This is a genomic window from Vibrio qingdaonensis (genome assembly GCF_026191675.1).
In the GTDB taxonomy this organism is placed as follows: Bacteria; Pseudomonadota; Gammaproteobacteria; order Enterobacterales; family Vibrionaceae; genus Vibrio; species Vibrio qingdaonensis.
This window is the reverse complement of record NZ_JAKRRY010000016.1, coordinates 24,081-50,390: the sequence shown is the minus strand read 5'-3', so window position 1 is coordinate 50,390 and position 26,310 is coordinate 24,081. Positions and strand designations below refer to the sequence as shown.

Sequence of the window (26,310 nt, the reverse complement as noted above, 5' to 3'; positions counted from 1 at the left end):
TCTTACTACCGCCTCAACTATTGTTTGAAATAACACCACATAGAGCAAACAATAGACTTAGAAATTAAATAAGGTATATGGTATGCGCCCGAACAATGGAAATAGTGAAACAAGAACGCTAACAGTCTCAGCCTTTATTGCTACAGTCTTTGCTGTTGGTGGTTTAGTGGTAGGATTGGTCATGGGGTCTCTTGTCATTGCTTTTGACGGAGTGTATTCATTAGTCAGCTTGCTGTTAACATTATTGTCACTGGCAGCGGCAAACCAATTAAAAAATAATCATAGCATGCTATCACTGCTTGGTCGTAACCGTGTTGAAGCCATCGTTATTGCCATTAAAGCGTCAGTAATTCTACTGATAGTCAGTGTCTCTTTGTACTCTGCGGTCTCTGCCATGTTTACCGGTGGGCGCCCGATTGACACGTCTGTGGCAACCATATTTGGCGTGTTAAACGTACTCGGCTGTGGTTACGCATGGTGGTACATTGAAAACAAAAATAAAGCGCTGGCTTCAAATTTAATTAACGCCGAATCAAAACAGTGGCAAATGGACACCATGCTTAGTGTTGCGGTAACTGCAGGCTTTATTGTGGCTTGGTTTGTCGAGCAAACACCATGGGCAAGTTATAGCATCTACGCAGACCCGATGATGATGATTCTAATGTCGGCCTACTTCATTAAAGTACCCGCTGTAATGTTAAAAGAAGCCTTTACTCAGCTTGCGATTGAAAAAATAAAGCGCGAACGCCAATCACGAACCACACGCACTGCGGCAAGTAAACGAGTAGCGACAACAAGCGCGTAATTAAGTGTTAAAAGCCTGTCTTTAGTCAACAATATTAGGGTGAGAGAGATGCTGGTAATGCCGTATCTCTCTTTTTAATCCCTTGAACGTTTCAATCGCCCCATCAATGGCTAACTGATTCACCAACCAGTCGGGGAGTGCTCCCCCTGGATCGGCAAAAGCGGTATACATGATAAATACCTGCCCATCACCTAACTTAGTTAACTCCCAACGAGACTTCACTTGAGTAATACGAATAAACCCAGCTTGCTTGGCAAGATATTCGGATGCGTCTCGTATTTCCAATACAAAACGTTTACCTTGCTGGTAGTAGCGAGAATAGGTCACCATATCACGATCTAACGCGGGCCACGGTGCGGCGAACGTCGTGTAAACAATATTTTCATTGACCGATAGTTGCGACAACACCTTAGTTTGATCGACGTTATGCAGCCACGTCGGTACATGCTCAGTATCTTCGAAAAGGAGCAAGAAACCACTAAAGGTCGTCTCCACATCGGCATGGACTCGAATTTCAACCAGCCCATCCTTATGTTCTCTTTTATACAACGTAATCGCATCTTGGTTGTAGCTCACAAGCCAAGGCTTACGCACCACTTGAGCAGAGTCTGATGTGGTTTCTGATAGCCCAGAGATCGGCAACATAGCCAGCGCCACCAGCGCCGCGCGCATGAGTGGTTGTCGTATATAACGGTGCACTATTCCATCCTTGTCAAAGCTAACTTGTTCTAACTATTACGTTAGTATCTATTACGTTAGTATCTATTACGTTAGTGTATCAAAGGGCATTTCGCGAACCTGCGACAAACGACAAAGTCTTACTCATGACTGAACGTTTGGGTCTTCTCCCGCGTAGCCCAATAGCATGACAATGACCCTACCGTCACCATAACCACGCCTTGCCAAAATGACGCCCCCAAAGCAACGGATAAGTAAAATGAAGAAAAGACACTGGATAACACAGGGGTAAAATAAGAAAACGTTGCTAGCAACATCATATTGCCGCCAATAATAGCGACATTCCAGAGGGCATACCCAGCTCCCATCACCACCCCAGCAAGCAGTAATATCAGCACAGACGGCAACGAAAATGTCATGCCTTGCTCATCACTGAATGCATACTGAATCCAGAGCACGGTCGCGGTCGCAATAAAAAATAGCACTATCGCATTTTTTCCATTACTCATCACTGGCGTAATATTACAATACACAGCCCAAATAAACGCCGCGGATAACGCCATAAAGTAACAAATAGGATTCGAGGCTATATTCTTCATAATAAGTTCCAGTGACAAACCTTCATCACCGGTAATGCACCAAACCACGCCCAAAAATGCCAGTAGTACACTCGGATATACCATAAGACTAATACGATGCTTACTCATAATAACCGCAAAAAGTACTGTTAATGCAGGCCATAAATAGTTGATGACCGCCATTTCTATTGCCTGATGTCGATCGTTAGCCATTCCCAGGGCAAGGGCGAGAAAAATCTCATAGCATACAAATAACCCTCCACCTATTAACAAATACTTAAGCGAGAAATCTGTTAACTTTGGCCTCCCCATCACAAGCACTAAAGCCAGTGCGCTGACGCTGTACAGTAACGCAGCTCCGCCTATTGGCCCAAAAAGCTCAGCAATATTACGAGTTAATGCCAACAAACAGCTCCAAAGTAATATTGCCCCAATACCAAACAATGTGTATTTATTCGCGCCCAATCCAGCCATCACCTTTCCTAATATCTAAACTCAGCAACCACGCTAAAAGAGTTATAAACAACTCCTATGCAACTTATGTCGTTTCTATTAACCTTTACCAAGCAAGTGTGACAAATATCCGTCAAATCCTTGAAGATAAAGTGCATTTGCATATGGATGTGGCTAAACTCGCCGTGCATTTTTACTAATCTCGTGACCAACACTTTAACTATGCCCAACTTTTTGTCTATAAAAAACCTATTCCCCCTCATGCTAATCGTGATACTGAGTGGCTGTGTTTCCTCAAGCATTGACCCGTCACGGTATGAGAAAACCACCTCCTATACGCTTATTAATGCTGAGCCTACTCGACTGGACCAATATTTTGAACGTGAAGTCGCCTCGCATTCATTAACCAAGGAGACCGGGTTTTATCCACTCGACAAAGGGCATGACGCGTTGCTTGCCCGACTCGCTATCATTGAAACGGCTCAGTCTAGTATTGATGTGCAGTACTATATTTTTCGAGATGACACCGCAGGCAACCTCATCGCCTGGCGTTTATTTGAAGCGGCTGAACGTGGTGTACGTGTGAGGGTACTGCTCGATGACATGCAGAATTATGATGACAAGGACTTACTGCGATTTAGCAGTCATCCCAATATCGATGTTCGCATGTTCAATCCCCATCACCTTCGCACCGCTCGTGGACTTGCCATGTTAAGTGACTTCGAGCGTTTAAATCATCGTATGCACAATAAATCTCTGACGGTAGATGGTGTGGTCTCCATCATAGGCGGGAGAAACGTTGGTAACGAATACTACTCCATCGAATCTAACGTGGAGTTTGCCGACTTAGATCTTCTTATGGTCGGCAAATCCGTCAGACAGGTGAACCGGCAATACGATCTTTATTGGAATAGCGACTATTCAATCCCTATTGAGTGGCTAACCAACGACCAACTGCAATATACCGATGCTGATGTGGATGCTTGGGTACAAGCGCTTGGCTTGAAAGAGAAATTTTCCGGTGGCGCGCATGATTTTTCCAAGTTGCCTTTATACAGTGACTTACTCAATGGCACCATTGAGCTGTACTGGGGTGAAGGGGATTTACTTTACGATCTACCCGATAAACCCGACAGCAAGCAAAGTACACTGATCGATAGCCTAGGCGCCGTCATTAACGCAGGTAAAACATCTCTGGTCCTTATCTCACCCTATTTTGTCCCCACAGAATCCGGTGTGAAAGAGTTTGTCAAAGCAGTAGAAGACGGGCGCGAGGTTATTATTATTACTAACTCGCTAGCCTCAAACGATGTTTTTGCGGTACACGGTTGGTATGCCAAATACCGAAAAGATCTTGTCAAGGGTGGGGTGCAACTGTGGGAAGTCAAATCCAACGCCGAAATTAAGAAGAACTGGAGCTTAACCGGCAGCAGCCGATCAAGCTTACATACTAAGGCCATCGTCATTGATAAACGAAAAATCTTCGTTGGTTCTATGAATTGGGATCCACGCTCTGCTGACCTTAACACAGAGATGGGTGTCGTCATTGAGCAACCCGAGTACGCAAATAAAGTCTACCTAGAAATTATGAAGGAAATACCTTCCACCGCCTATCAAATTGAAGTCGTTGACGGTGATATCATCTGGGTTGACCATTCCACCGGAGAAAGACTCACCACTGAACCTGATGCCAGTATATGGCGAAGATTTGGAGCTTGGTTCAGCGGGATCCTACCGATTGAAGAGCAACTCTAAGACCATAGGTATCAGCTTATAATGCACAACCTTCAACGCCAACCCAAACGGCGGTTATGCGTTGGAGGTCAATTGCAGCCTGTCATAGCAACAGGGGATAATGCGTGTAAATACAACGATATCGAACCGTCATAAATCGCCTTTTTTTCCTCGTGTTCAATAGTGGTAAACTGCATTGAAAATGCAAAACCATGTAAGTAGTCCGCAAATAAATTCACCGCGTGTCTCTGTGTCTCATCCACTAGGCCAATATCAGAAATCACTTGCTCAAATCTTGTCGTGAATACCTCAGCAGGTCCATTACTGCGCATTTTTAATAGCGTTTCAAGTAAACCGGGATAATCACTAAGCAATGTCAGGTAGCTCCAACCTAATTCGGTCAGTTCTTCTTGCCAGGGTGCTAACCCTGCAGGCTGATAAATGCCTTCAACAAGCGAAATGGCCACCGCCTCCAACAATTCCTCTTTATTGCTAAAGTAGTAATAGATAGCCATAGCATCAACGCCAAGCTCCGCCGCTAGCTTTCGAATACTTGGCACAGACCCTTGTTGCTGCATCAGTGCCTTCGCGGCGTCTACAATCATTTTCTGACTTAGACCGGATCCGGATTTAGAAGGGCGACCACGTTTCTTTGGCTTGACAGTCATATGAGTTCCTAGCTAAACTTATTTTCTACACTGTAGAATTATATATTAAACCACACCTTTTTCAAACTACGGAGTCTACAATAATGGCTAACATCGTTTATATTGCTACCAGCCTAGACGGCTTTATAGCTGATAAAAACAATAACTTAGAGTGGCTTCACGACGTTCCAAATCCCGAAGGGTCTGATTTTGGATTTGCCGACTTTATGGATCGTATTGATGCTCTAGTCATGGGACGTAATACTCTGGACGTCGTGCTCAGTTTTGATTGCGAGTGGCCCTACTCTAAGCCTGTTTTTGTACTCAGTAATACAATGAAAGAAGTGCCAAAAGGGTACGAAGGCAAAGTGTTTTTAATAAACGGTGATCTTAACGACATCGTCAAAGACTTAAACACGCGAGGTTACCACGACCTTTATATTGATGGCGGCGTAACGATTCAAAACTTCTTACAAGAAGACCTGATTGATGAAATGATTATTACCACCATCCCAATTTTGCTTGGGGGAGGGATTTCTCTGTTCGGTTCATTGGATAAACCAATAAAATTTAAGCATCTCTCAGCGCAACGTTACGCCGACTGCATTGTTAAGAATCGATATATTAAGGCGTAGCAACCGCACGGTTTTTCCGTAAGGGCGCTTACCATCGCAAGCGCCTTTTTCTAAATCATACATTCGCAAACACCGTTTATACTAACGCTATCAGTAGCCCTACCAAAACCAAGCTCACGCCAACGCCACGAGTATAAAACCACTTCTCGTTTAAAAACCAAATACCCATTAGCACACCAAATATGATGCTTACTTGTCTCAATGCCACCACATAACTCACGTTATCCACCATGGTCATGGCAAACAACACCATACCGTAAGTCAACGCCATCATAATACCCGCGGTCGCGGAGCGATAACGGTACTGCCACGTTAAGGCTAACTCATGACGCTTGCCAGTGAGTAACAGCCAAGTAATGAGGACAATGGCGATAGCAGCAAACTGCATCCCTAAAAAAAATATCGCAACCTGATGAGACGATAAACCATCGGTTTCGTATTGTAGCCAGCTTAATGCTTGCTTATCCACAACAGAGTAAATAGTGGTGCCAACCGCCGCGATAAACGCCCAGAAAACACTAAGGTTCACGTATGAGCGTAGCCTAAAGTCTTTAAAGTGCCGCATAGGCACTAGCAAACACCCTAACGTGAGTATGGAAAACCCTAGCCATGCGTTAAACGTGAGTGCTTGGCCTATTGCAACAGTGATAACCCCGACCATCAACACTGGAAGGGCTCGAGCGATGGGATATATCACGCCAATATCCCCAAGATTATAGGCTCTTAACAAACCAACTAAATAAACCACCTGCCCCACAGCGCTAAAGAATAACAAGCTCCAAAAAGACAGCGTTAAATTATTGAATCCGATAACAGATAAGCACCATACTAAATAAGGAAGCAATAGGATAAAAGGAGCAAGCGACGCTCCCAAGGTAAAGGAATAACCAGACCCATTATTCGACTTACCTAATACGTTCCAGCCTGCATGGAGCAAAGCTGAGAACACCACTAATAGCACGGCATAGAACGTCAAGGTGAGTTCCTTAAAAAGATGATGGATTGGGATAAAAGACTCAAGCGTGGCATGAAACCACGCTCTATGACACGACGCTAATTAACGCTGGTTTGCCTGCAACTGAGCCACAGACTCAATGCTGATCGCATCGTGGCGCCAATATTCGATATCACAATCAATAAGCTCACCATGTTGATTGTAGTTGATGCGTTCGACCATCATTGCCGGCGTGCCGGACGTTGCTCGTAGAGCCTGCGCCATTTCGCCCAATAAAGAAGTGGTGCTCACTCGATACTTAACCTTGCTGTACACCACGCCATATTGCTCTCGATAAATATCCGTCAAGGATAAAGACAAATCATGGCTAAGTAAGTTAGGAAACTGCTCAGTGCGAATATAATTCGTCACAAAGACAACCGGTCTATCTTCCAAATACCGGACACGATCAACACGAAAAATATCAGAAAATGGCGGCAGATTAAGTAACTCTGCGGCTTTTTTCGTCGCCATCATCGCTTTTGCTGCGACCAGCGTAGTGTGTGGCTGACGGTTCTGGCTCAACGCCATATTAGTAAAGTTAAGGGTTTCTGTGGGATCGTACTTCAGCGGTTCCGGTGAAATAAACCAACCTCGACGATCTTCTCTAAAAATACGACCTTCAGCTTCTAACAGCGACAGCGCTTCTCGTAACGTTACTCGTGTGGTATCAAACGACTCCGCCAATTTGCGTTCTGCGGGCAATTTCTGTCTTGGCATTAGGGTACCCGACTCTATTTGCTCTACAAGCGCATCTTTTATTTTTACGTATTGCACTTCGTATCCTTATTCTATTCTTTTGCACTGGGTAGGATGAACATGATCAAACCCCACTCTATCGTACACGCCATGCTTGCGTCTTACCTTCAAGCCACTTACCGAGCGCCATGTGCAACAACTTAGCGGCCGCCGCAGAGATCATAATCATCACCGCCATCGCGGCCGCCGATCCCGTCTGCCCAGCATCATCCATATTCAGTACCGATACCGACGCTGGAATTGTTTGGGTTGAATATAAGAATACTACTGCCGATGTCGTTGTTAAAGCGTTGATAAATAAATATATCGCTATATCTAATACCGCAGGCAAACAACAAGGTAATGTGACTTTAAAAAACAACTTATATTGCGGCAATTTCACCGATGCCGCGGTCGATTCAATCTCCGCAGGTAGCTGCTTTAACGCCGTCAATGCTGTCATATGCCCGACGGTATAGTAGTGCACTACCGTATTGATCACTAAAAACGCCATCGTGCCATACAGTACGCCCAGCGGGTTATTGGCATCATTAAAGTAAAAAATATAGCCTAAACCAAGTACCAAACCCGGCACTGCCATTGGGATCACGCTCATCATTTGCATCCACTGTCTCAGTGGAGCAAATGCCCGTCCTTTTTCAATACCATAAGCACCAAGAAAGATGACAATAGAACCCACGATAGCCGTCCACATACCAAGTTTTAAGGAGTTAAAATAAGGATCCCAACCATAGGTACTCATTTCCGCGAAGTTATAGTTGTTTAGTGTCAGTGCTTTATTCCATGGCCAGAACGTAACCAGCGAACCATAAATAGCCATACCTAGTACTACTACAACCGCAAAAGAAATGAACATGCAATACAGCAAGCTGAGGCTATCGCGCAATTTGTTTGGCTCTGGTTGATACGGCACAGAACGTGAATCTAACATGCTCTTTTGTTTCTTTTGCACCCAGCGATCAACGGTAAACGCCAGTATGGCAGGCAGTAACAATAAGATACTGGTGACCGCACCCATTGAAAAATTTTGCTGGCCGACCACCTGCTTAAAAATATCAGTGGCTAACACGTTGTAGCTACCACCAATCACTTTCGGTACACCAAAGTCACAGACAACGAGCGTAAATACCACAATTAACGTACTAATTAGACCGTATTTAGCGGCAGGCAATGTCACCATAAAAAATGTTTTGATCGGAGAGGTATTGAGCGCTCTGGCGGCTTCATACAGACGGGCATCCGAGGTGCGCAGTGACGTCGTTAGAATCATGAGTGCATGCGGAAAGGTCCAGAAAATCAGTCCCAGCGAGATACCAATCACACCGTATACCGAGTTGCCCTGCAGCAACGCTTTAGCGACGCCTTGATTTCCAAACAAGAAGATTAAGCTAATCGCAGGAAGTAACGATGGCGCTAGAATGGGAGCAGCCCCCATAAAGCGAAACAAACCTTTATAGGGCATACACGTTCGTGTTAACGCATAAGCATACCCAAACGCCAATATCCCCACGACGACAGTCACAATCAAACCAACTGTGAAGGTATTGCTCAAAGACACCCAAAGGCTATCCGTTGCGAAATAGGCCAAGAAATTATCCAAGCCAACAAAATCACCATCACTATTTTGAACACTCTTTTTCATCATTGCCCATAGCGGCATGATGATAAACAGCATCATAAAAATAAAGATCAGCGTTAATAAACCCAAGAGAATACAGTTATCTTGGCTCATCTTGGCGCTAGCCATTACCGCGCGTCTTTTCATTGTCTCGCCAAAAGAAAGCGTTGAAGTTGCGTCCATATTGCCTCCTACGCCGCCTGCTCTGAAACATGGCTTGCAGTACTACCTAGCGGAGACGCGAACACTTGTTTTTCTAATGGGTAACCACGTAACCCCGTGTGACCAAATTCGATGTAACGGATATCATTGCGACGTAAATTGAAACGCTTAACGTCTTTCACGGGCACATCCATATATAAAGAGGTCGCTAGCGGCGCGTTTTGCATCGCTACCTCAACGCGGTAATAAGCGCCTTGAAACTCTTTCGCGATAATTCGCACCGGAATCGCCTCACTGGCCCGCTCCACAAACTGAATATTTTCTGGTCGAACAGCCAGCTGGAAGATATCCCCCTGCTTTAGCTGCATATTATCTAAGGTCGGTAACGCAAGCATAGACTCAGCAACCCTTAACGATTGACTCGAAGCGACGGACGCCTCTATGAAGTTCATGCTACCGACAAAATCCGCAACAAAACGCGTCGCTGGCGCTTCGTAGATCTCCTGCGGCGTACCAACCTGCTCAATCACACCATGATTCATGACCACAATACGATCGGCCATCGACAGCGCTTCTTCTTGATCGTGGGTCACCATGATAGTAGTGATGCCCAAACGACGCTGCATCTGGCATATTTCATCACGAAGGTGAGTACGCACTTTCGCGTCCAATGCCGACAGAGGTTCATCTAACAACAATAAGCCTGGTGATAATGCCAACGCTCGTGCAAGTGCGACTCGCTGCTGCTGCCCACCGGACAGTTGATTGGGAAACTTGTTGGCTGATGTCGGCAAGCCAATCATGTCTAACCAATGTTCGACTTTCTCCAATGCTTCTTTGTTGGACAGCCCCTGATTCTTTAGTCCTACGGCAATATTTTCTTGCACGGTAAGATTGGGAAACAACGCATAGGATTGAAAGACAATGCCAAAGTCACGCTTTTCTGGTGGGAGGAAGGTGGTGTCTTTATCGTCTTGGAAAATACGTCCTGAAGTAGGAAGATCCAAGCCCGCAATCGCACGCAGCAACGTGGTTTTACCGCACCCAGAAGGCCCAAGAAAACACACGAACTCACCGCGCTCAATGGATAATGAAATCTCTTTCAATGCCGTGAACTGGCCAAATTTTTTCACTACATTATGAATGTCTAGATAAGGATTGGATACTGTCATCACTTTCTCTCCAAATGGTATATACCAATACTAAGATTGCTATATTTCATTGCAATGACAGCTTTGTTTCAGGTTGATTTCAATTTCATTGTTGTTTGGTTTCGCAAGTAAAAACGACAAAAAGAAGGCCTAATAGCTGCCTTCTTTTATTCGGAGTTTGCCGCTCTATTAGATATTAAAGCCGCTTGGTTATCTTAGGACTTAGGCTCTGACTTTGAATCGAATTTTTGTGACCATGTTTTTAATACTTCTGCTCGGTCTGAACCCATTTTCGCGAAATCCATCTTCGCCATCGCACCTTCCACTTCAGGGTAGTTTGATACCACGGCTTTGACTTCTTTGTGGGCCACGACAGGGTAAGATTCAACGTAGAGTTCATTCGCCGCTTTTGAAACGGACCAATCCACAACGCGCTTTGCTGCATCCGATTCTTTCACTAGGCCGACGGCTTCAGATTCCCAGCCAATTCCTTTTGGTGTGATCACGGCCAGTGGTGCGCCTTGGTTTTTCAGCTTAGCACCACGAACCGCCATCGAAATACCAATCGCGACTTCACCCATCGCCGCTTGAACACAAGGTTTTGAACCTGAATGCGTATAATGGGCAATGTTGTTATCTAGCTTCTTCATGTAATCCCAAGCTTGCGTCTCGCCCATGTTCTGTAACCAAGCAGACACTTGCATGTAACCCGTTCCTGAAGACGCAGGATTTGGCATCGCAATGTGCCCTTGATAAACGGGCTTAGTTAAATCCTCCCAAGACTGAGGCTTTGGCAGGTTTAACTGCTCTGCGACGATTTCATTGAAGCAAACCGCATTAAAGAATGCGTCGTTTCCATACCACGCTTGGCTGGATTGCGGATCATTCAAATTGGCATTCAAGTTTTCTAGACCTTGCGGTGTATACGACTTAAGAATGCCCTCTTCTTTTAGTAGCGCCATGGATGAACCCGCCAATCCCCACACTACGTCTGCGCGAGTATTGTTTTTTTCAGCCAGCAGTTTAGCCGTCATGATGCCTGTCGAATCACGCACCCATTTGATAGCGATATCAGGGTTTTCCTTCTCAAACGCATTCTTATATTTAGCAAGAATATCGGTTTCAAAAGCGGTATATACCGTCACTTCCGTGGCTGCTAAGGCATTCGTTGCCCACAAAGAAACCAACGTTGCGAGTGCCCCTTTCATCAAACGGTTTTTCATTTCCATCTCCAGTCTCATTTTTTGTGGCGACTCGCTGTTTATCTGCACGTCACCTTTAAAGTCATCATTGACGGTCACACCTTAATTGGTATGTACCAGTTTCTAATTACACGGTAATTCTCATTTATGACGATTAAATGAACGAAAAATGGCAGTTTTGCGACGATTTATGACTAATTCGATGACAACGATTTTCGCTGCATTTCGAACTATGAAGCTTTTATTAAATCTAATTTCTCCCCCTTTACGAACAATAAAAAGGATTGCTAAAGTAGCCACAACAACCTGGTATAGTCCAATATGAGAAGTGATAATGAAAAACGAATACTTACTGCTTACGCCCGGCCCGCTTTCTACCTCTGAAACCGTTCGACAAGCGATGCTTAAAGATTGGTGCACATGGGATGACGACTACAACAAAGACGTCGTTGAGGTCATTCGCTCATCGCTAACACAATTGGCGACCCGCCACCCCGGCTATACCAGTGTGCTCATGCAAGGCAGTGGCACGGCCTCTGTTGAAGCGACAATCGGCAGTGCACTTGGCAAGAATGACAAACTTTTGGTTATCGATAACGGCGCTTACGGTGCTCGCATTGCACAAATTGCGGACTACCTCTCCATTCCTACCTGTGTCATCTCTCTGGGCGAAACGCAGCAACCAAATTTAGAAGCAATAAAAAACGCACTCAAAAGTGATGCTGACATTACTCATATTGCCATTGTGCATTGCGAAACGACAACTGGCATGCTCAATCCTATTGAGCCGGTAATAAAACTCGCAAAGCAGCACGGCAAGGCGGTGATCCTAGATGCGATGTCCAGCTTTGGTGGTATCCCTATGGATATCGGTGAGTTAGACATCGACTTTATGATCAGCTCGGCCAATAAATGCATTCAAGGTGTACCGGGGTTTGGCTTTGTCATTGCTAAACAAACGTCCCTAGAGAAATGCCAAGGGCAAGCTCGCTCGCTAACATTAGATCTCTATGACCAATGGCAATGCATGGAGCACAACCACGGAAAATGGCGCTTTACTTCACCAACGCATACCGTGCGCGCATTTTACCAAGCACTGCAAGAGCTACAGGACGAAGGCGGTATTGCCGCTCGTCATCAGCGTTATCAGACTAACCAAAAGACCTTAGTCGAAGGCATGCGCTCTTTGGGCTTTGCGCCATTGCTCCATGATGACCTGCACTCACCAATCATCACCTCTTTCTACTCACCAAAGCACAGTGATTACCAATTCAAAGAGTTTTACAACCGACTTAAAGCACAAGGCTTTGTGATTTACCCGGGGAAAGTCTCCAACGCTGACTGTTTCCGTATCGGTAATATTGGTGATGTGCATCCGGCGGATATCTCACGTCTTATCACTGCTGTGAAGAGCTCGATGTATTGGGAAATCAAATAATGTCAGATCAAGCAACTCACTTACGCAGCGAGGGGGATGTGAACAACACACCCGCTCGCCAAACATGGATGTCTGATATTCAAGACGAGGCCACTCAAGTCTTACTTAAACGCGATTCGGATGTGTTTCTACATCAATCGATGTCAACACCTTGTCTTGATTCACTGGAAGCTGCGGAAGGGATTTACCTTCAAGATACGCGTGGCAAGAGATACATGGATTTTCATGGCAACAATGTCCATCAACTTGGTTATGGTCACCCTCACGTCATTAAGCGCGTCACTGAGCAAATGCATTCACTGCCATTTTCTCCCCGTCGCTTTACCAACGAGACGGCGGTCAAATGCGCGGAAAAGCTCACCGACATCTGTGGTGGCGACCTAAACCGAGTGCTCTTTGCACCGGGCGGAACCTCCGTTGTCGGCATGGCACTAAAGTTAGCTCGTTACATCACAGGCAGTCACAAAGTCGTGTCACTTTGGGATTCCTTTCATGGTGCTTCCCTTGATGCCATATCCGTTGGTGGAGAAGCCTGTTTTCGTGAAGGGATGGGGCCATTAATGTCAGGGGTTGAGCGTATTCCACCTGCTATATCTTACCGTGGTGCACTGCCCTCTCAAGACGGCAGCGATGTTCATTACGCGGATTACTTAGAATATGTGATCGAAAAAGAAGGTGGCATAGGCGCATTTATTGCTGAAGGCGTACGCAATACCGATGTACAAGTACCAAGCAAAGCCTATTGGCAACGTATTCGAGAGATTTGTGACAAGCATAACGTCTTATTGATCATCGATGATATTCCTAACGGCATGGGCCGCAGTGGCGAGTGGTTTACGTATCAAGCCTTTGATATTGAACCCGACATCTTGTGCATTGGTAAGGGATTAGGGGGAGGACTCGTGCCTATTGCTGCCATGGTGACCAAAGAAAAATATAACACCGCTGCAGAGATATCACTGGGTCATTACACTCATGAAAAAAGCCCCATTGGATGTGCGGCGGCGTTGGCAACGATGGAAGCCATTGAACACGATCAATTACTAGAAAAAACACGCGCGGATGGTGAGTTTGTTAAAGCTCGCTTAACGCAAATGAAGGCAACCTACCCTGTGATCGGTGACGTACGCGGAATAGGGTTGTTATGGGGCGTTGAACTGGTGACCAATCATGTCTCCAAACAGCGCGCCTATGACGAGGCAGAATCCGTGTTGTATCAATGCCTCAATCAGGGACTGAGCTTTAAGGTCTCGCAAGGTAACGTTATACAGTTGAGCCCACCGCTCATCATCACTCGTGAACAACTGACGCAAGCCCTCGACATTTTCGAGCACGCGATCGCCAAAGTATGCAAGGATTTTAATTATGTCTAATCTCTATTCAGCAACACCAAGTGCCTCCACTAAGTCGCCTGTTCAAGCCATCGTTTTTGACTGGGCCGGCACCATTGTCGACTTTGGTTCATTCGCACCCACCAGTATTTTTGTGGAAGCCTTTAGGCAAGGTTATGACTTTGACATTACGCTTGCCGAAGCACGTGAGCCAATGGGCATTGGTAAATGGGATCATATTAAAGCGGTCGGTCACCTGCCAGCCGTTGCTCAGCGCTGGGAAAAGCAGTTTGGTCGCACGATGACTGACAGCGATATCGACCAAATTTACGCGACATTTATGCCGCTACAAAAAGCAAAAGTCGCCGATCATGCCGAACCTATTCTCAACGCTATCGATGTGGTCAACGGGCTAAAGCAGCAAGGTATTAAAATAGGTTCTTGCTCAGGTTACCCAAGAGAGGTCATGGATGTCTTGATCCCTGCTGCGAAAGACTATGGCTATGAGCCGGACTATATTGTGGCAACGGATGACCTTTCTCAAGGTGGTCGCCCAGCTCCGTTCATGGCACTAAAAAACATGATTGAGCTAAATGTCACTTGTGTTGGCGCTTGCGTAAAAGTTGACGATGCCGCTCCCGGTATTGAAGAAGGTCACAACGCCGGAATGTGGACAGTCGGACTATTACTATCGGGTAATGAAGCTGGCTTAACCTTAGAAGAATACCAAGCAGCCGATGAAGCCACATTAAATGCGGCTCGCGAAAGAGCACGTGAAAAGCTTGGTAAAGCTTCACCACACTATTTAATTGATACGATTAATGACCTTCCTAGTGTGATCTGTGATATAGAAAAACGTTTGGGCGCAGGTGAACGACCTTAGAAAAGCGTGCTGTAGAGATAAACGTGATAAAGCGAATAAAGCGGCGAATGTAATCGTCTTCAACGACAAACAACATTATGAATTTTGATCACAAAACTCTTCGTGTTGTAGCTAATCTAACATACAAAAGCTAACCGTGGTGACGGCTAGCTTTTACTCCCATTGCTCATCTAGTCAGATTTTATACACATTTCGTTCCTATATCCGCCCCACCAAATCCAATGCATTCATAAAATACACATCAATAGTCAAGAATATCACCATGATTAATGAATAATTCAAACAATCTCTTTCCATTGAGTAATTCAATGACCGTGTCAGCTAAGTGTCAATAAAATACATTTATAAATTATATGCATTTCTATATAATCCAGGTACTTAGTGTATTTTATTGCCTGGGTATATTACATAAAAACAATTCTAAGGATAGAAAATGCAACAACCTGTCAAAACGCTAGCCTGCCTTATATTGGCAACTTCATTATTTGGCTGTGCGTCTACTTCATCAGATGAATCAAAACAAGCAGCATCTACCAATATTCAGCTTGACCTGTATGACACACTAAAAGTAAAGCTTGATGATGCCACATCACGGCACAGCGACGAAGAGCTTAAATGGTATGCTACGCAAGCCTATTCAGCCATGACAGAAGCGCTAAAAGAGGCTCGTCATGCTTATTCTGAGTTTGAGCATGAACCAAGAAAAATCAACGATTCAGATCTATTTTCCAGCCAAAACTATGGTCAGGAAATGACTGCATCATTAGATGAATTTGAACTGGCATACCGGAGCGCCATTGCCACAAAGCAGCGCGTATTGTCAGTGATGTCGGTATCTTTTGAAAACAATACCTATTTAGAGAAGGCAAATGCACAATCCCTATTCCCAACTGAATTTAAACGTGTTGAGCAGCAATTTAAACGCACTGTAGATTATGTTGCCAATAATGAATCTATTGACAACGAAAGATTAATTGCATTAGAGACTAAACAACACCAACTAGAAGCTAAATCTGTCACTAAACACTATTTAGGCGATGCTAAGCAACAATTTAGCCAACAGAAGAAACAACGTTATTCTGTTGATGCCCCGTTGGTTATGGCACGTTCTGAAGCAACGCTTTCTAAAGCAGAAGCCTTTATTCAGTCATCGCCTCGTAATCATAAAGAAATACAAGTTCGCGCCGATACGGTTTCATTTGCATTGCAACGTACAGATAAGGTCGTTCAGCAAGTTCGAGAGCTCAAATCACTACCTGAAAAGCAATATGAGCGCTATATTCTAAACTTAGAAGCACGCCTCCACGCCATTGCTGTTGCCTCTGCCACTGGTGACCACAGAAATAAAACGCTCATTGAGCATGCAAAATACATTGAAAGCTCAATGCTGGATACTCAAAAAAGCGATGATGAGAAATGGCAATCACTGACATTAGAGCTCGAGCAAATCAAACAAGATGCAGAGGCAACGGCTGATCAGGCAAATCAGCTTATGGCAGAAAAACGAGCGCTGCAAAGTAAAATCAGCTCGCTTGAAACACAAAAATTAGCCCAATTAGACACTGTAGTAACTCAGCCTGAGTTGGAAAAAGCCCAAAGAGAGGACGTTGCCCCAGAAACACCAGCTGCCGTTTCTCCTGCAGTAAACGCAGCGCCAGATACTGATGTTTTAGACCCAGAGGCACCAGAGGTTATTTCCGAATCCAACTCTGTCAGTTCTTAGTCTGTATTTCGATCACGGTAATAACCGTTAAATTATCGATGAGAAACGCCAGAGATCACTCTCTGGCGTTGTTCGTTTATGAATATTTCAAAGCGCGGCTTCTCGATTACGCCACCACACAATCCGTTGAACATGGCATAAGCTTGTTCTTGCTGCCAACTCTTTTATTCCATGATTTTTCATGTAAAAAGTAAGCTACCGTATTAATTGCGGGCTCCAGCAATGCCACGGCTCCACCAGCAACCATACTTCCGGTCAGTGCGTATACCACCGAAAACGCGACACTATAATGAACCACTGCAAATGACGCCGTTTTAATGCGAACATTTTGACTTAATGACTTCAGCCATTGCGATTTTTCCCATAACTTTTCATGGAAATAAAACGCCACTGTATTCACTGCGGGTTCCAGCATGGCGATCATGCTACTCAGAATGATCTCACCAGTAAAAACATACGCCACGCTAAATGCAATGGTAAAGTGAATTGATGCAAACCTAAGTGTTTTCGCCATGATGTTGTCCTGTTGTGTTCAATTGTCTCCACTATACCCAACACTTTTCAACGAACAAAACAGATTAAATCTAATTATTCAATAGTTAAAACCTATTGATTAAAAATCGAAATATCAGACATTCACTTTCCTACGATACCGCTCTAACACCTTTTAACACTCTTCGCTGCAACACATGAGCCCGAACATGGTCATAGATAAGGTTAAAAAGAAACGCATAGATGGTGATGAATATCGTCACGCCTAAATCCATTAACAATGCTTGCCACAAACTCACCTTCAGAATAAAAGCCATCACTGGAATAGTGAAAAACAGCAATCCCGCCTCAAATAGTAGGACATGAATGACTCGTAGTGACATTGACCGCTGGGTTTTCTCACCCGGCATTACTCTATCAAACCCCAAATTAAACAAATAATTCCAGATCATCGCCATCGTAGCGATAACTATCATTGTTCCTGATAGCGCTCCGATATCATGATCGGTAAACAACGCCAATCCAAGGATAGACGATGTGACTGCCAACGTTTCAAATAATACCGAATGAAAAACACGCTCTAGTGTTCCCATAATTTGCTCCAACCTGCTTACTTACTCAAAAATGAAGTTGGGATTATGTCAGGGTGAGCGTGCAAATAAAGTTAACAGCCATCACAATTGGTGATAGCTTATTTTGTTATTCACTTAGTAAACATCGCGAATAGAGGCATACCCATGTACAGCTTTGAACAATTAAGAGTCTTCGTCACGGTATGTGAAAATGGCTCATTCTCAGCGGCGGCACGCAAACTAAAGCGTGCTCAATCAGGTGTCAGTCAAGCCGTGGCTAACCTTGAAATTGCCGTTAACCAAGAGTTATTCAACCGAGATAAAAACACACCTACCTTAACAAAAAGTGGTGAGGCCTTACTGCCCATTGCGCGATCTATATTGCAGCAACAGGTTTACTTCGATCAAAAGGCGACGGCGCTCACTAATGCGTACGAACATGAGCTTGTCATCGCTATCGATGAAAGTATGGTCAGCGATGATTTTTTAAGTATATTGACCCCGTTAGCCGACCAGTTTCCCATTACGCACTTTGAAATCATCACGGCTTCTAGCTTCGATATTGAAGATCTAATTCGTACGGGAAAAGCGCACGCGGGTATTGTATTCGCCGATGGGGAGCTAAAAGTCGACATGGACTTTTTTATTATGGGACAGGCGAAGTTTTTGACCATTGCTTCACCGGAGCACCCGTTAGCCGCGCTTCCTATCGTAGAGCATGATGATCTAAAACTTTATCGCCAATGCGTCCACCGTAGTGCGAAACAAAAAGAACTGTGGTTCAGCTACGGAATTAGCTCCAAGCTCTGGTATGCCAATAATCACCAAACCCTTATTGATCTTGTGCGCCAAGGTATTGGTTGGGCGCTCGTTCCTGAGCTACTTATCAAGACATCGTTAGAGCAGAACTCGGTGGTTTCATTACCTGTCGCACATGAATTTAATGGTTGGCTAACGGCGGTGGGCTGCCTAGTATCGCGAAGTCACGCATCAGGACCAGTACTCGTACACGTCCTCGACACCCTTAAACAATACCGATTAACTGAAAATCGCTGGGAGCATACTCAAAATAGGAAACAGTAAGCGGTTACTCAGAAAAATGGTCAAGCTTACATAGAAACATGACCACTTGTACTTACCGTTCCAGTAGAAACTATACTGAGCGAAAAATCTTAACTGATACTATTGGTTAGGTTCCAGTTTATTAGCCAAGTTCGTCTGTGAGGTTTTGATTGGCCCAGCTGTTTTTAGGGTCCAAGGCGTTCCATTGACTAAATAGCGATAGCCACTATGATCTACAGCCATCCCTCTACCCGTGTAAACCCCATGCTGAAAATAAGGAGGGAATTGGTCATTTTTTCCAATGGCACCTTGGTAGTCAGCTTCAAGCTTTCCATTTACCCAAAACTTAGCATAACCACTCTCCAGCACTTTATCCTCCGTTTCGCTATAAGTGGCATACTTAATTTCTAACTTAAGATCTATCCACTCATCAACCGGCACATCACTTAGCTTTCTCTCCCAAACCACAACAGAGGACACCTTATTGCCTTCTTTTATATACGGTAGCGGATTTTTCCCAGGATGCGGTACTGGAGAATCCGCATCGGTTCCGGACAGGCGGTTTGGGTCATTACGGAAAAATAAGTAAAGGTAATTATCATAAATTGCCAGTTCACCAATAGGGCGCTGATAGGAATCAACTTTCCAACCATTAGGCTGTTGAGTGCCTTTCACATAACCTATCCCTTGATCAATTTCTGCCGAGATATCCATTTGATTGCGAATATCCACCATCTCTTCAACGCTGTTATATGTCAGATTACCCTCGGGATCTTGAGTCAGTGTTTTGTCCGGGCGCCCATGCCATTGAGAAATAATGCCCTCTTGGCCATTTGCAGGTAAATATGGGAATCGAACGCTCCACTCGTATGTGAACGTATCTCCGTATTCACCAAGATTCGATAGACGGTATACATCTTCAATCTTTAGCAGATTCGTAACATACTCTGGCGTATATTGAGCGGCAATATCATCGGAGACATACGCCGTACTCAATTCAATTCGACGACCACCATTTAAACGAAATAAATAAGCAGGGGTTCCGTCCACGCCACCTTTCGGATTACGATACAGCACGCCCTTAGGAGCATCGTTACCTAAGATAGAGAATTGGCCGTCAACAATTTCACTTTCAGGATACACAGCAGCATGACCATATAATTTCGATCTTAGCGTTAATGCATCCCCTACTAATTTTTGGTCACGCGCTACTACTGGTTCGCCGCTAATGTAAGTCACTTTCTGGTTCGCAACCGCCATATCTTGAGTGCAACTCATAATGCGCGTCTCAATAATGCTGTTCCATTTACTGGAGTCAGCATTAGAATTACCATACCCTGTGACACGAACAAAGCGCGCCTCCACTTCAGAAAATGGGAACGCTTCAAATCCACTCGTACTGCCATTTGATTCAGTGCACCCTAAAGCCGTACTCCAAGTCTTGCCATCCAATGAAGTATCGACCTTAAAGAACGCCTTTCTTACATCGCCTTGATAGAACGCCATATCAATCTGGCTGACCGATTTAACCGCTCCCAAGTCGTAGCTAATTTCTTGTCCATCTCCAGCCGATGACCAACGCGAACCATCCATTAAATTCCGGTCAATGGTATATTCGGGGCCATGTCCATCATTGCCGCTGGAATCTGACGCATTGTCAATACCGACGTGAAACAGTGGGCAAACGGCATCAGCAGTAGCGAGTCCTGGCATCAAAAATAGCGCTGTATAGAGCACAGTTTTAGGCAGGCGATGCTGTGTATTTTTCATTATTTTTATTCCTTTATATATATAAGCGGCACTCCTAAAAGCGCCTGACCCGAGTAGGCAAGGCGTTTATAGGTATATTAACTGAAAGGTAATACGGTAAAGCAGACTTACGAGTTAATTAACACCAAATAAGTTTGGCAACCCCATCGTAAATATTGGGAAGTATGTGATGAGCATGAGCCCAATAAACTGCAACAAGAAGATTGGCAGTAGTGGTTTCACAATACTCGTGATTTTTTGTCCCGTTACACTACAAGAAACAAAGAGTACGGTACCCACAGGTGGCGTAATCAGCCCCATACATAGGTTGTAAACAATGATGACACCAAACTGTACTGGGTCGACGCCAAGAGACATCGCTACAGGGTAAAATATTGGCGTAAAGATAAGCAGTGCTGGCGCCATATCCATAAAGATGCCAACCAATAGTAACGTTACGTTCATCAGCAGTAATAAGACAATTTTGTTATCAGATACCGTGACCAAAAGCTCGCCTATCGTGTCAGGTATGCTCGCAAAGGTCATACTCCAGCTCATTAAACCTGAGCATGAAATGAGAAACAAAATGACCGCTGACATTAAGGCTGAATCACGCAATGTTTTCGCTAATGAAGACCAAGTCAGTGTGCGATAACACAAAGACAATACCAAACTATAGAGAACAGCAATTCCCCCAGCTTCAATTGCAGTAAAGACACCAGTTAAAATGCCACCAATAATCACGACAATCATGGTCAGGCTCGGTACGGTTTTCCAAACCACATCGAGAATAGATTTTAACGATTTAGATTCCGTATCTGTTTTGTACCCTAATCGTTTCGCATAAAAATACGCGGCCACGACAACGGAAAGTCCCATCATCAAGCCTGGAATGTAGCCAGCTAAGAACATCGCAGCAATAGACGCGCTGCCGCCAGTAATCATCGAATAGATGATGAATACACCCGTTGGTGGAATCAGCATACCTGTTGGTGCAGACGCAGCGTTGATCGCCGTTGTCACCGACATGTCATAGCCTTTTTCTTTCGCCATTGGAGTCATTACCCCACCAATCGCCGTTGCCGCTGCGATACCAGATCCAGACAAACAGCCAAATAACATGTTTACGATAACATTGGAGTGCCAGAGACTGCCCGGTATTTTTCTACCAATTAATAAGGCGAGCTCAATCAAGCGACGAGCAATGCCACCTTGGTTCATCAAGTTTCCGGCAAGAATGAAAAATGGTAGTGCTAAGAAACCGAAACTTTCCAGACCGCTAAATAACTTTTCGCTAGAAGTCATAATTAGCATTTCGAAATCTAACTGAAGAGACAACGCAATTAGACCAGAATACGCTAGCCCAACGGCTATCGGCAGGCTAATGGCCAATAATGCAAAGAAAACCGTAAATAAGACGATGGTTGATGTTATTTCGATATGCTCGTCAACTAAATATTCATAGTATTCCGTCGATTGAAAAAACGTATAGACGACCGCGATCACTAGCAAGATTGCACTGGATGTCGCAAAGCTCATTGCGAGGGTTTTATTAAAACCTATCAACTCAATCACGCGTCCGACTTGCTGAATAATCATCAACCCGCCAGCCAACCATAAGATCGATTGAAGTACCGACATCGACACTTGCATCATAGGTGTTAAGAAGCTCGCATTCTTTTCCACAGCCCCAAGACCACCAACAATCATAATGACGGCTAAAAGACATACTAGGGTGGCATTAAGCGTGGTAATTACATTTTGTTTTTTCGGTGTCAGCATGTCATAGACGAGAGGTAAACTAAGGTGCGACCCTTTACCAAAACACACTGCACTACCAAGAAAGGCCAACCAAATCATTGAATAAATGAGAAGCTCTTGTGATGTGCCACTTGCAGAGCCCAACACGTAGCGTGTAAAAACTTGGTAGACAATCAAAACGCTCATTAAAGATATTAGCGTTATCAAAATAGCGGACATTAGCGTATCAAGACGTTTATACAGACCTATCACTTGGGCTTTCCATCCGGACGGCATTTCATTATCTCTATTTGTAATTTTATTTATTATTTCAGCCATTACCACACACCTTACCTTTAAATCTAAAAGGGGAGCCGAAGCTCCCCCTCTTTTCACTTAGGGGCTTAAAATTCACGGCCCTGCAACTCAAATACTTTCTTCAGCATTGGTCCCTTGTCAGGATCTTGCATGGCACGCTCATAGATAGGTGCCATTGATGCCACTAGTGGCGCTTTGTCGATTTCAACCACTTTTACGCCTAGCTTTTCCTTTGCCAGCTTCATCGATGCAGCTTCTTGCTCACGAACAACATCGTAAGACTTTTCAGTTACATCTTTCATGACACGTTGAACCGTTTTAACATCTTCCGGTTTCATCTTAGCAAGCGCTTTATCATTGATTACAATGAGATCAACCATTCGAGTTTGTTCTGATTTAATGGCGTATTTAGCGTGCTCACCGAACTTAATTTCCCAAAGCGCGCCTAAACCCCCTTCTCCACCATCAATCATACCTTGCTGAAGCGCTGAATAGATTTCAGAAAAGTCGAGTGGCGTTGGTGCGGTACCCATCAATTCAAGCATTTCAATATAGGTTGGACTCGACATCACTCGTAATTTAAGTCCTTTCAAGTCCTCTATCGAATTAATTGGTTTCGTTGAATAGATACTACGAGGACCATTATCTAAGAACCCAACAATTTCAAAGCCCTTATCTGCCGTAGAAGAAAACAGTTCTTTCTGAATCAGATCGCTATCCATGACCATCTTGAACTCATCGAATGAACGATAAATATAAGGAAGATTGAGAACACCAAACGTCGGCTCAATATTTTCCATCATCGCCGAGTTCACAAGCCCCATCTGGATAACGCCACTTTGTACTTGTTGCAAGTACTGCGCTTGTCCACCTAGCGTACCATTTGCGAAGACTTTAATTTTTACACGACCATCCGTATCATCGGTTACGCGGCTAGCAAACTCTTGCAATAGCTGTCCTGGAGGACCATCTGCAGGTACGTTTGACGCTAACTTATACGTTTTTGCCATTGAACTTGCCGATGTAAGTGCAATCGCACCAGTAAGCATAATTGCCGCTAATTTTTTTAGTTTCATGGATTCGTTCCTTTCCATTTTTTGTAGGGGGTGAGTAGGCAGAGTTGTCGACCTGCAACAAGGTTTACCAGAATAGTTCAGTGTGCCCTTGAGCTCGAAGAACCGCTTCATAGTAGTAGTAGTCACCGTAAGGCAACATTGAGTTGGCTTGATAATCACGATCAAACTCATGTGCGAAATGTACAAATGATGCGGCTTTACACAGCAACCCTTGCGCTTCGTCAATATGAGTAATATCACAGTGTTCATGAAGGGCCTTTAGCATCGCTAAACCAAAGTCACGATACTTAGTAGCTTGCTCTTCATTACCCATTCTTTCATATACAGACGCGAGTAGAAGTGCACCCGCAGCGGTAACAGAACCAGCAGAGGAATCTTTATATTGTGGCTCACTCGCCGGTAGTCGGTAATCCCAAATTGGCACGAGATCATCGGTAATATTGTCGATTACATAATCAAGTAACTTGGCACTGACTTCTGCGTAGTGTTCACTATTTTCAACATTCGCAAGGTGAGCAAAACCATGAATGGCCCAAGCTTGACCGCGACTCCAACATGAATCATCGGCATAGCCTTGATAAGTACAGCCACGAATAGGCTCGTTAGTCGTCGTATCAAAATCAAAAGTATGGAAAGTACTCCAGTCATCACGAACGATATGCTTTAGCGTTGTTTCCGCTTGAGCTAGTGCAACCGTCTTAAACGACTCTGCATTCGTTTCACGATACGCCCAAAGCAATAACGGCAAATTCTCCATACAATCAATGATGATCTTACCTTGAATTTTTTCAGCGTGTGCCTTTCCTTCACTACCTGCCGTCCAAGCAACAAGGTAATTGCCATTCCAGTTAAAACGATTACGCAATGCCTCTGCTGCACGAAGAGCAATTGAACGCGCTTCTTGGTTTCCGGTCAATTTGTAATCCGCTACCGCACTTAATGAAAACTGGAACCCTAAGTCATGATTCATCAACAATGGGTTATCAAGGATTTTTCCTAGATGCGCCATTCTCATTCGTGCCTGATTTTTAAATTTCTGCTCGCCAGTTTGTAAGTAAGCTAGCCACAACTCACCAGTCCAAAATGAATCAGTCCAAAAAATATTGTCAGGATAACGCCACTTAAATTCTGTAGGGCTGTAGCCAACCATCGGGTTCTTAATTCCAATGCGCGGCATATTGCGCTCAATACTTTTGATGATGTTGCCGTTAATGCTTTCAAATTCTTTCATGTGTCTATGTAACCTTGAATACCAATCTCTGGAAATCAATATACGCATCCGCTCGACTAAAAAATGTGATCCGTTACATATTGAGAAACAATTCGTAATCATGAAACGTTTCATGATATTCCGATCACGTTTCATGACTGAATCGATAGTTTTCATAGAAGAACGGTACTTGAACTCGGTATGATAGAGGTGTGTTATTTATGTGTATTAGCAAGGGTATAGACAATGAGTGCTAACGAAGGCATAACCCTAGATGATATTGCGACAATGAGTGGCGTCTCAAAAGCAACCGTTTCTAGGGTAATTAACAACAGTGCATATGTAAGTGAAGCGACAAAACAAAAAGTTGAAGCAACCTTAGATGAACTCAGCTACAAAAAGCCAAATGCCAATGTAAAGTGGCAAGTCAATTATGACGAGATCACCATTATCATAGAGCACCAAATGAATGGCTCGCATAGCTTCTTTGGGAATATTTTCTCGATACTGGAGAACCAAGCACAAGAGCTTGGATTAAAGGTTCGCTTAGTCAGAATATCTAAATCGTTAGATTTATTTGTAGATCGCCTCAAAGGCTGCAATGCAATTATCTCGTTAGGCGTTGATAAGCCAGAGGTACTCGATATTGTCAGGGAACTAGAAGTACCTGCGGTAATCATTAATGGTATCGATTCTAAATGTCAAATATCCAGCATTTCTCCCGATTACTATCTCGGCGCTTACCTGTCAACGAAACTTCTTATCGACCAGGGCCACCAAAAGATAAAATTGCTTACCAGTAACATCAACCACACCACTCGATTCCGCCAAGGTGGTTATTTAAAAGCCATGCATGAAAGTGGTTTAGCAACTGAAAACAGTGTGATTAACTTCGAAAAAAGAGATCCAGTACATACCTATACCGACATCGACTTCGCTGCGAGTCGCCTGCTACCAGATATCATAAAAAACGGCGAACTGTCAGGGTATACCGCGGTTGTGTGCATGTGCGATATGATCGCGATTAGCTTAACCGATGCAATAGAAGAGCTTGGTGTTGATTTAGGGACAGAGTTCTCAATAGTCGGCTTTGATAACGTTGAAGCAAGCCGCTTTAATAACCCCGCTCTCACCACTGTCGCAAGCGATTTAAATAACCTGTGTACCATCACGTTAAATACTCTACTACAAGTCTCCAATGACCCAGACAGTGCAGGTTCAAGAATATCTACGGCAGTAAAACTCATTGAACGAGATTCTGTTAAACCCTTAATTTAAAAATTAATTGAACAATTTTAGC

The 26,310-nt window shown here is 44.2% G+C and carries 21 protein-coding genes and 2 pseudogenes; 9 read left to right on the top strand and 14 right to left on the bottom strand.

Annotation, left to right across the window (positions count from 1 at the left end; all coding sequences use genetic code 11):
- Nucleotides 1–82 precede the first annotated feature (82 nt).
- Nucleotides 83–721 (top strand): annotated as a pseudogene (locus MD535_RS13040) (cation transporter); the annotation flags it as partial.
- 105 nt (nt 722–826) lie between these two features.
- Here MD535_RS13040 and MD535_RS13035 read toward each other — a convergent pair.
- Together MD535_RS13035 and yddG are read right to left on the bottom strand one after the other, a co-directional pair.
- Nucleotides 827–1,504: an START domain-containing protein gene (locus MD535_RS13035; RefSeq protein ID WP_265675460.1), complete on the bottom strand. Its 678-nt coding sequence runs from the start codon at nt 1,502–1,504 to the stop codon at nt 827–829.
- 119 nt (nt 1,505–1,623) lie between these two features.
- Nucleotides 1,624–2,535, bottom strand: coding sequence for an aromatic amino acid DMT transporter YddG (gene yddG, locus MD535_RS13030; protein WP_265675459.1), 912 nt, complete (start codon nt 2,533–2,535; stop codon nt 1,624–1,626).
- 201 nt (nt 2,536–2,736) lie between these two features.
- Between yddG and MD535_RS13025 the strand changes: the two genes are divergently transcribed.
- Nucleotides 2,737–4,269: a phospholipase D family protein gene (locus MD535_RS13025; protein WP_265675458.1), complete on the top strand. Its 1,533-nt coding sequence runs from the start codon at nt 2,737–2,739 to the stop codon at nt 4,267–4,269.
- A gap of 68 nt (nt 4,270–4,337) precedes the next feature.
- On the opposite strand, the gene MD535_RS13020 is transcribed toward MD535_RS13025, so the two are convergent.
- Nucleotides 4,338–4,916, bottom strand: a complete 579-nt coding sequence (locus MD535_RS13020; RefSeq protein WP_265675457.1) for a TetR/AcrR family transcriptional regulator — start codon at nt 4,914–4,916, stop codon at nt 4,338–4,340.
- A gap of 83 nt (nt 4,917–4,999) precedes the next feature.
- Between MD535_RS13020 and MD535_RS13015 the strand changes: the two genes are divergently transcribed.
- Nucleotides 5,000–5,530 carry a dihydrofolate reductase family protein gene (locus MD535_RS13015; RefSeq protein WP_265675456.1) on the top strand — a complete coding sequence of 177 codons (531 nt, stop codon included), beginning with the start codon at nt 5,000–5,002 and terminating at the stop codon, nt 5,528–5,530.
- A 76-nt stretch (nt 5,531–5,606) separates the two neighbouring features.
- On the opposite strand, the gene MD535_RS13010 is transcribed toward MD535_RS13015, so the two are convergent.
- From MD535_RS13010 to MD535_RS12990, 5 genes and pseudogenes are all read right to left on the bottom strand, one after another.
- Nucleotides 5,607–6,506 carry an EamA family transporter gene (locus MD535_RS13010; RefSeq protein WP_265675455.1) on the bottom strand — a complete coding sequence of 300 codons (900 nt, stop codon included), beginning with the start codon at nt 6,504–6,506 and terminating at the stop codon, nt 5,607–5,609.
- An 81-nt stretch (nt 6,507–6,587) separates the two neighbouring features.
- Complete coding sequence (gene phnR / locus MD535_RS13005; RefSeq protein WP_265675454.1) at nt 6,588–7,301, bottom strand: phosphonate utilization transcriptional regulator PhnR; 714 nt, start codon at nt 7,299–7,301, stop codon at nt 6,588–6,590.
- 58 nt (nt 7,302–7,359) lie between these two features.
- Nucleotides 7,360–9,012: pseudogene (locus tag MD535_RS13000) on the bottom strand (putative 2-aminoethylphosphonate ABC transporter permease subunit); the annotation flags it as partial.
- An 80-nt stretch (nt 9,013–9,092) separates the two neighbouring features.
- Nucleotides 9,093–10,235: a putative 2-aminoethylphosphonate ABC transporter ATP-binding protein gene (locus MD535_RS12995; protein ID WP_265675453.1), complete on the bottom strand. Its 1,143-nt coding sequence runs from the start codon at nt 10,233–10,235 to the stop codon at nt 9,093–9,095.
- Between the two features lie 194 nt (nt 10,236–10,429).
- Nucleotides 10,430–11,437, bottom strand: coding sequence for a putative 2-aminoethylphosphonate ABC transporter substrate-binding protein (locus MD535_RS12990; protein WP_265675452.1), 1,008 nt, complete (start codon nt 11,435–11,437; stop codon nt 10,430–10,432).
- Nucleotides 11,438–11,750: 313 nt separating this feature from the next.
- On the opposite strand from MD535_RS12990, the gene phnW reads away from it, so the two are divergent.
- The 4 genes from phnW to MD535_RS12970 all read left to right on the top strand — a co-directional run bounded on the left by phnW (nt 11,751) and on the right by MD535_RS12970 (nt 16,791).
- Nucleotides 11,751–12,854: a 2-aminoethylphosphonate--pyruvate transaminase gene (gene phnW, locus MD535_RS12985; protein WP_265675451.1), complete on the top strand. Its 1,104-nt coding sequence runs from the start codon at nt 11,751–11,753 to the stop codon at nt 12,852–12,854.
- Nucleotides 12,854–14,227 (top strand): aspartate aminotransferase family protein, encoded by a 1,374-nt coding sequence (locus tag MD535_RS12980; protein WP_265675450.1) that lies wholly within the window; start codon nt 12,854–12,856, stop codon nt 14,225–14,227. The genes phnW and MD535_RS12980 overlap by 1 nt, the downstream gene beginning before the upstream one ends.
- Complete coding sequence (phnX, locus tag MD535_RS12975; protein ID WP_265675449.1) at nt 14,220–15,068, top strand: phosphonoacetaldehyde hydrolase; 849 nt, start codon at nt 14,220–14,222, stop codon at nt 15,066–15,068. The genes MD535_RS12980 and phnX overlap by 8 nt, the downstream gene beginning before the upstream one ends.
- Before the next feature lie 433 nt (nt 15,069–15,501).
- Nucleotides 15,502–16,791 (top strand): hypothetical protein, encoded by a 1,290-nt coding sequence (locus MD535_RS12970; RefSeq protein WP_265675448.1) that lies wholly within the window; start codon nt 15,502–15,504, stop codon nt 16,789–16,791.
- Between the two features lie 106 nt (nt 16,792–16,897).
- On the opposite strand, the gene MD535_RS12965 is transcribed toward MD535_RS12970, so the two are convergent.
- Both MD535_RS12965 and MD535_RS12960 read right to left on the bottom strand, forming a co-directional pair.
- On the bottom strand, nt 16,898–17,305 hold the full coding sequence (locus tag MD535_RS12965) for a DUF2061 domain-containing protein (protein ID WP_265675447.1): 408 nt from the start codon (nt 17,303–17,305) through the stop codon (nt 16,898–16,900).
- A gap of 130 nt (nt 17,306–17,435) precedes the next feature.
- On the bottom strand, nt 17,436–17,876 hold the full coding sequence (locus MD535_RS12960) for a PACE efflux transporter (RefSeq protein WP_265675446.1): 441 nt from the start codon (nt 17,874–17,876) through the stop codon (nt 17,436–17,438).
- 144 nt (nt 17,877–18,020) lie between these two features.
- On the opposite strand from MD535_RS12960, the gene MD535_RS12955 reads away from it, so the two are divergent.
- On the top strand, nt 18,021–18,938 hold the full coding sequence (locus tag MD535_RS12955) for a LysR family transcriptional regulator (RefSeq protein WP_265675445.1): 918 nt from the start codon (nt 18,021–18,023) through the stop codon (nt 18,936–18,938).
- A gap of 99 nt (nt 18,939–19,037) precedes the next feature.
- Here MD535_RS12955 and MD535_RS12950 read toward each other — a convergent pair whose 3' ends face one another.
- From MD535_RS12950 to MD535_RS12935, 4 genes are all read right to left on the bottom strand, one after another.
- Nucleotides 19,038–20,687: a heparin lyase I family protein gene (locus tag MD535_RS12950; protein WP_265675444.1), complete on the bottom strand. Its 1,650-nt coding sequence runs from the start codon at nt 20,685–20,687 to the stop codon at nt 19,038–19,040.
- Between the two features lie 114 nt (nt 20,688–20,801).
- Entirely contained in the window at nt 20,802–22,745 is a 1,944-nt protein-coding gene (locus MD535_RS12945) for a TRAP transporter large permease (protein ID WP_265675443.1), read from the bottom strand.
- A gap of 65 nt (nt 22,746–22,810) precedes the next feature.
- Complete coding sequence (gene dctP / locus MD535_RS12940) at nt 22,811–23,800, bottom strand: TRAP transporter substrate-binding protein DctP (RefSeq protein ID WP_265675442.1); 990 nt, start codon at nt 23,798–23,800, stop codon at nt 22,811–22,813.
- 64 nt (nt 23,801–23,864) lie between these two features.
- Complete coding sequence (locus MD535_RS12935) at nt 23,865–25,031, bottom strand: glycoside hydrolase family protein (RefSeq protein ID WP_265675441.1); 1,167 nt, start codon at nt 25,029–25,031, stop codon at nt 23,865–23,867.
- Between the two features lie 225 nt (nt 25,032–25,256).
- Here MD535_RS12935 and MD535_RS12930 point away from each other — a divergent pair, with 225 nt between their 5' ends.
- Nucleotides 25,257–26,288: a LacI family DNA-binding transcriptional regulator gene (locus tag MD535_RS12930; protein WP_265675440.1), complete on the top strand. Its 1,032-nt coding sequence runs from the start codon at nt 25,257–25,259 to the stop codon at nt 26,286–26,288.
- Nucleotides 26,289–26,310 lie beyond the last annotated feature (22 nt).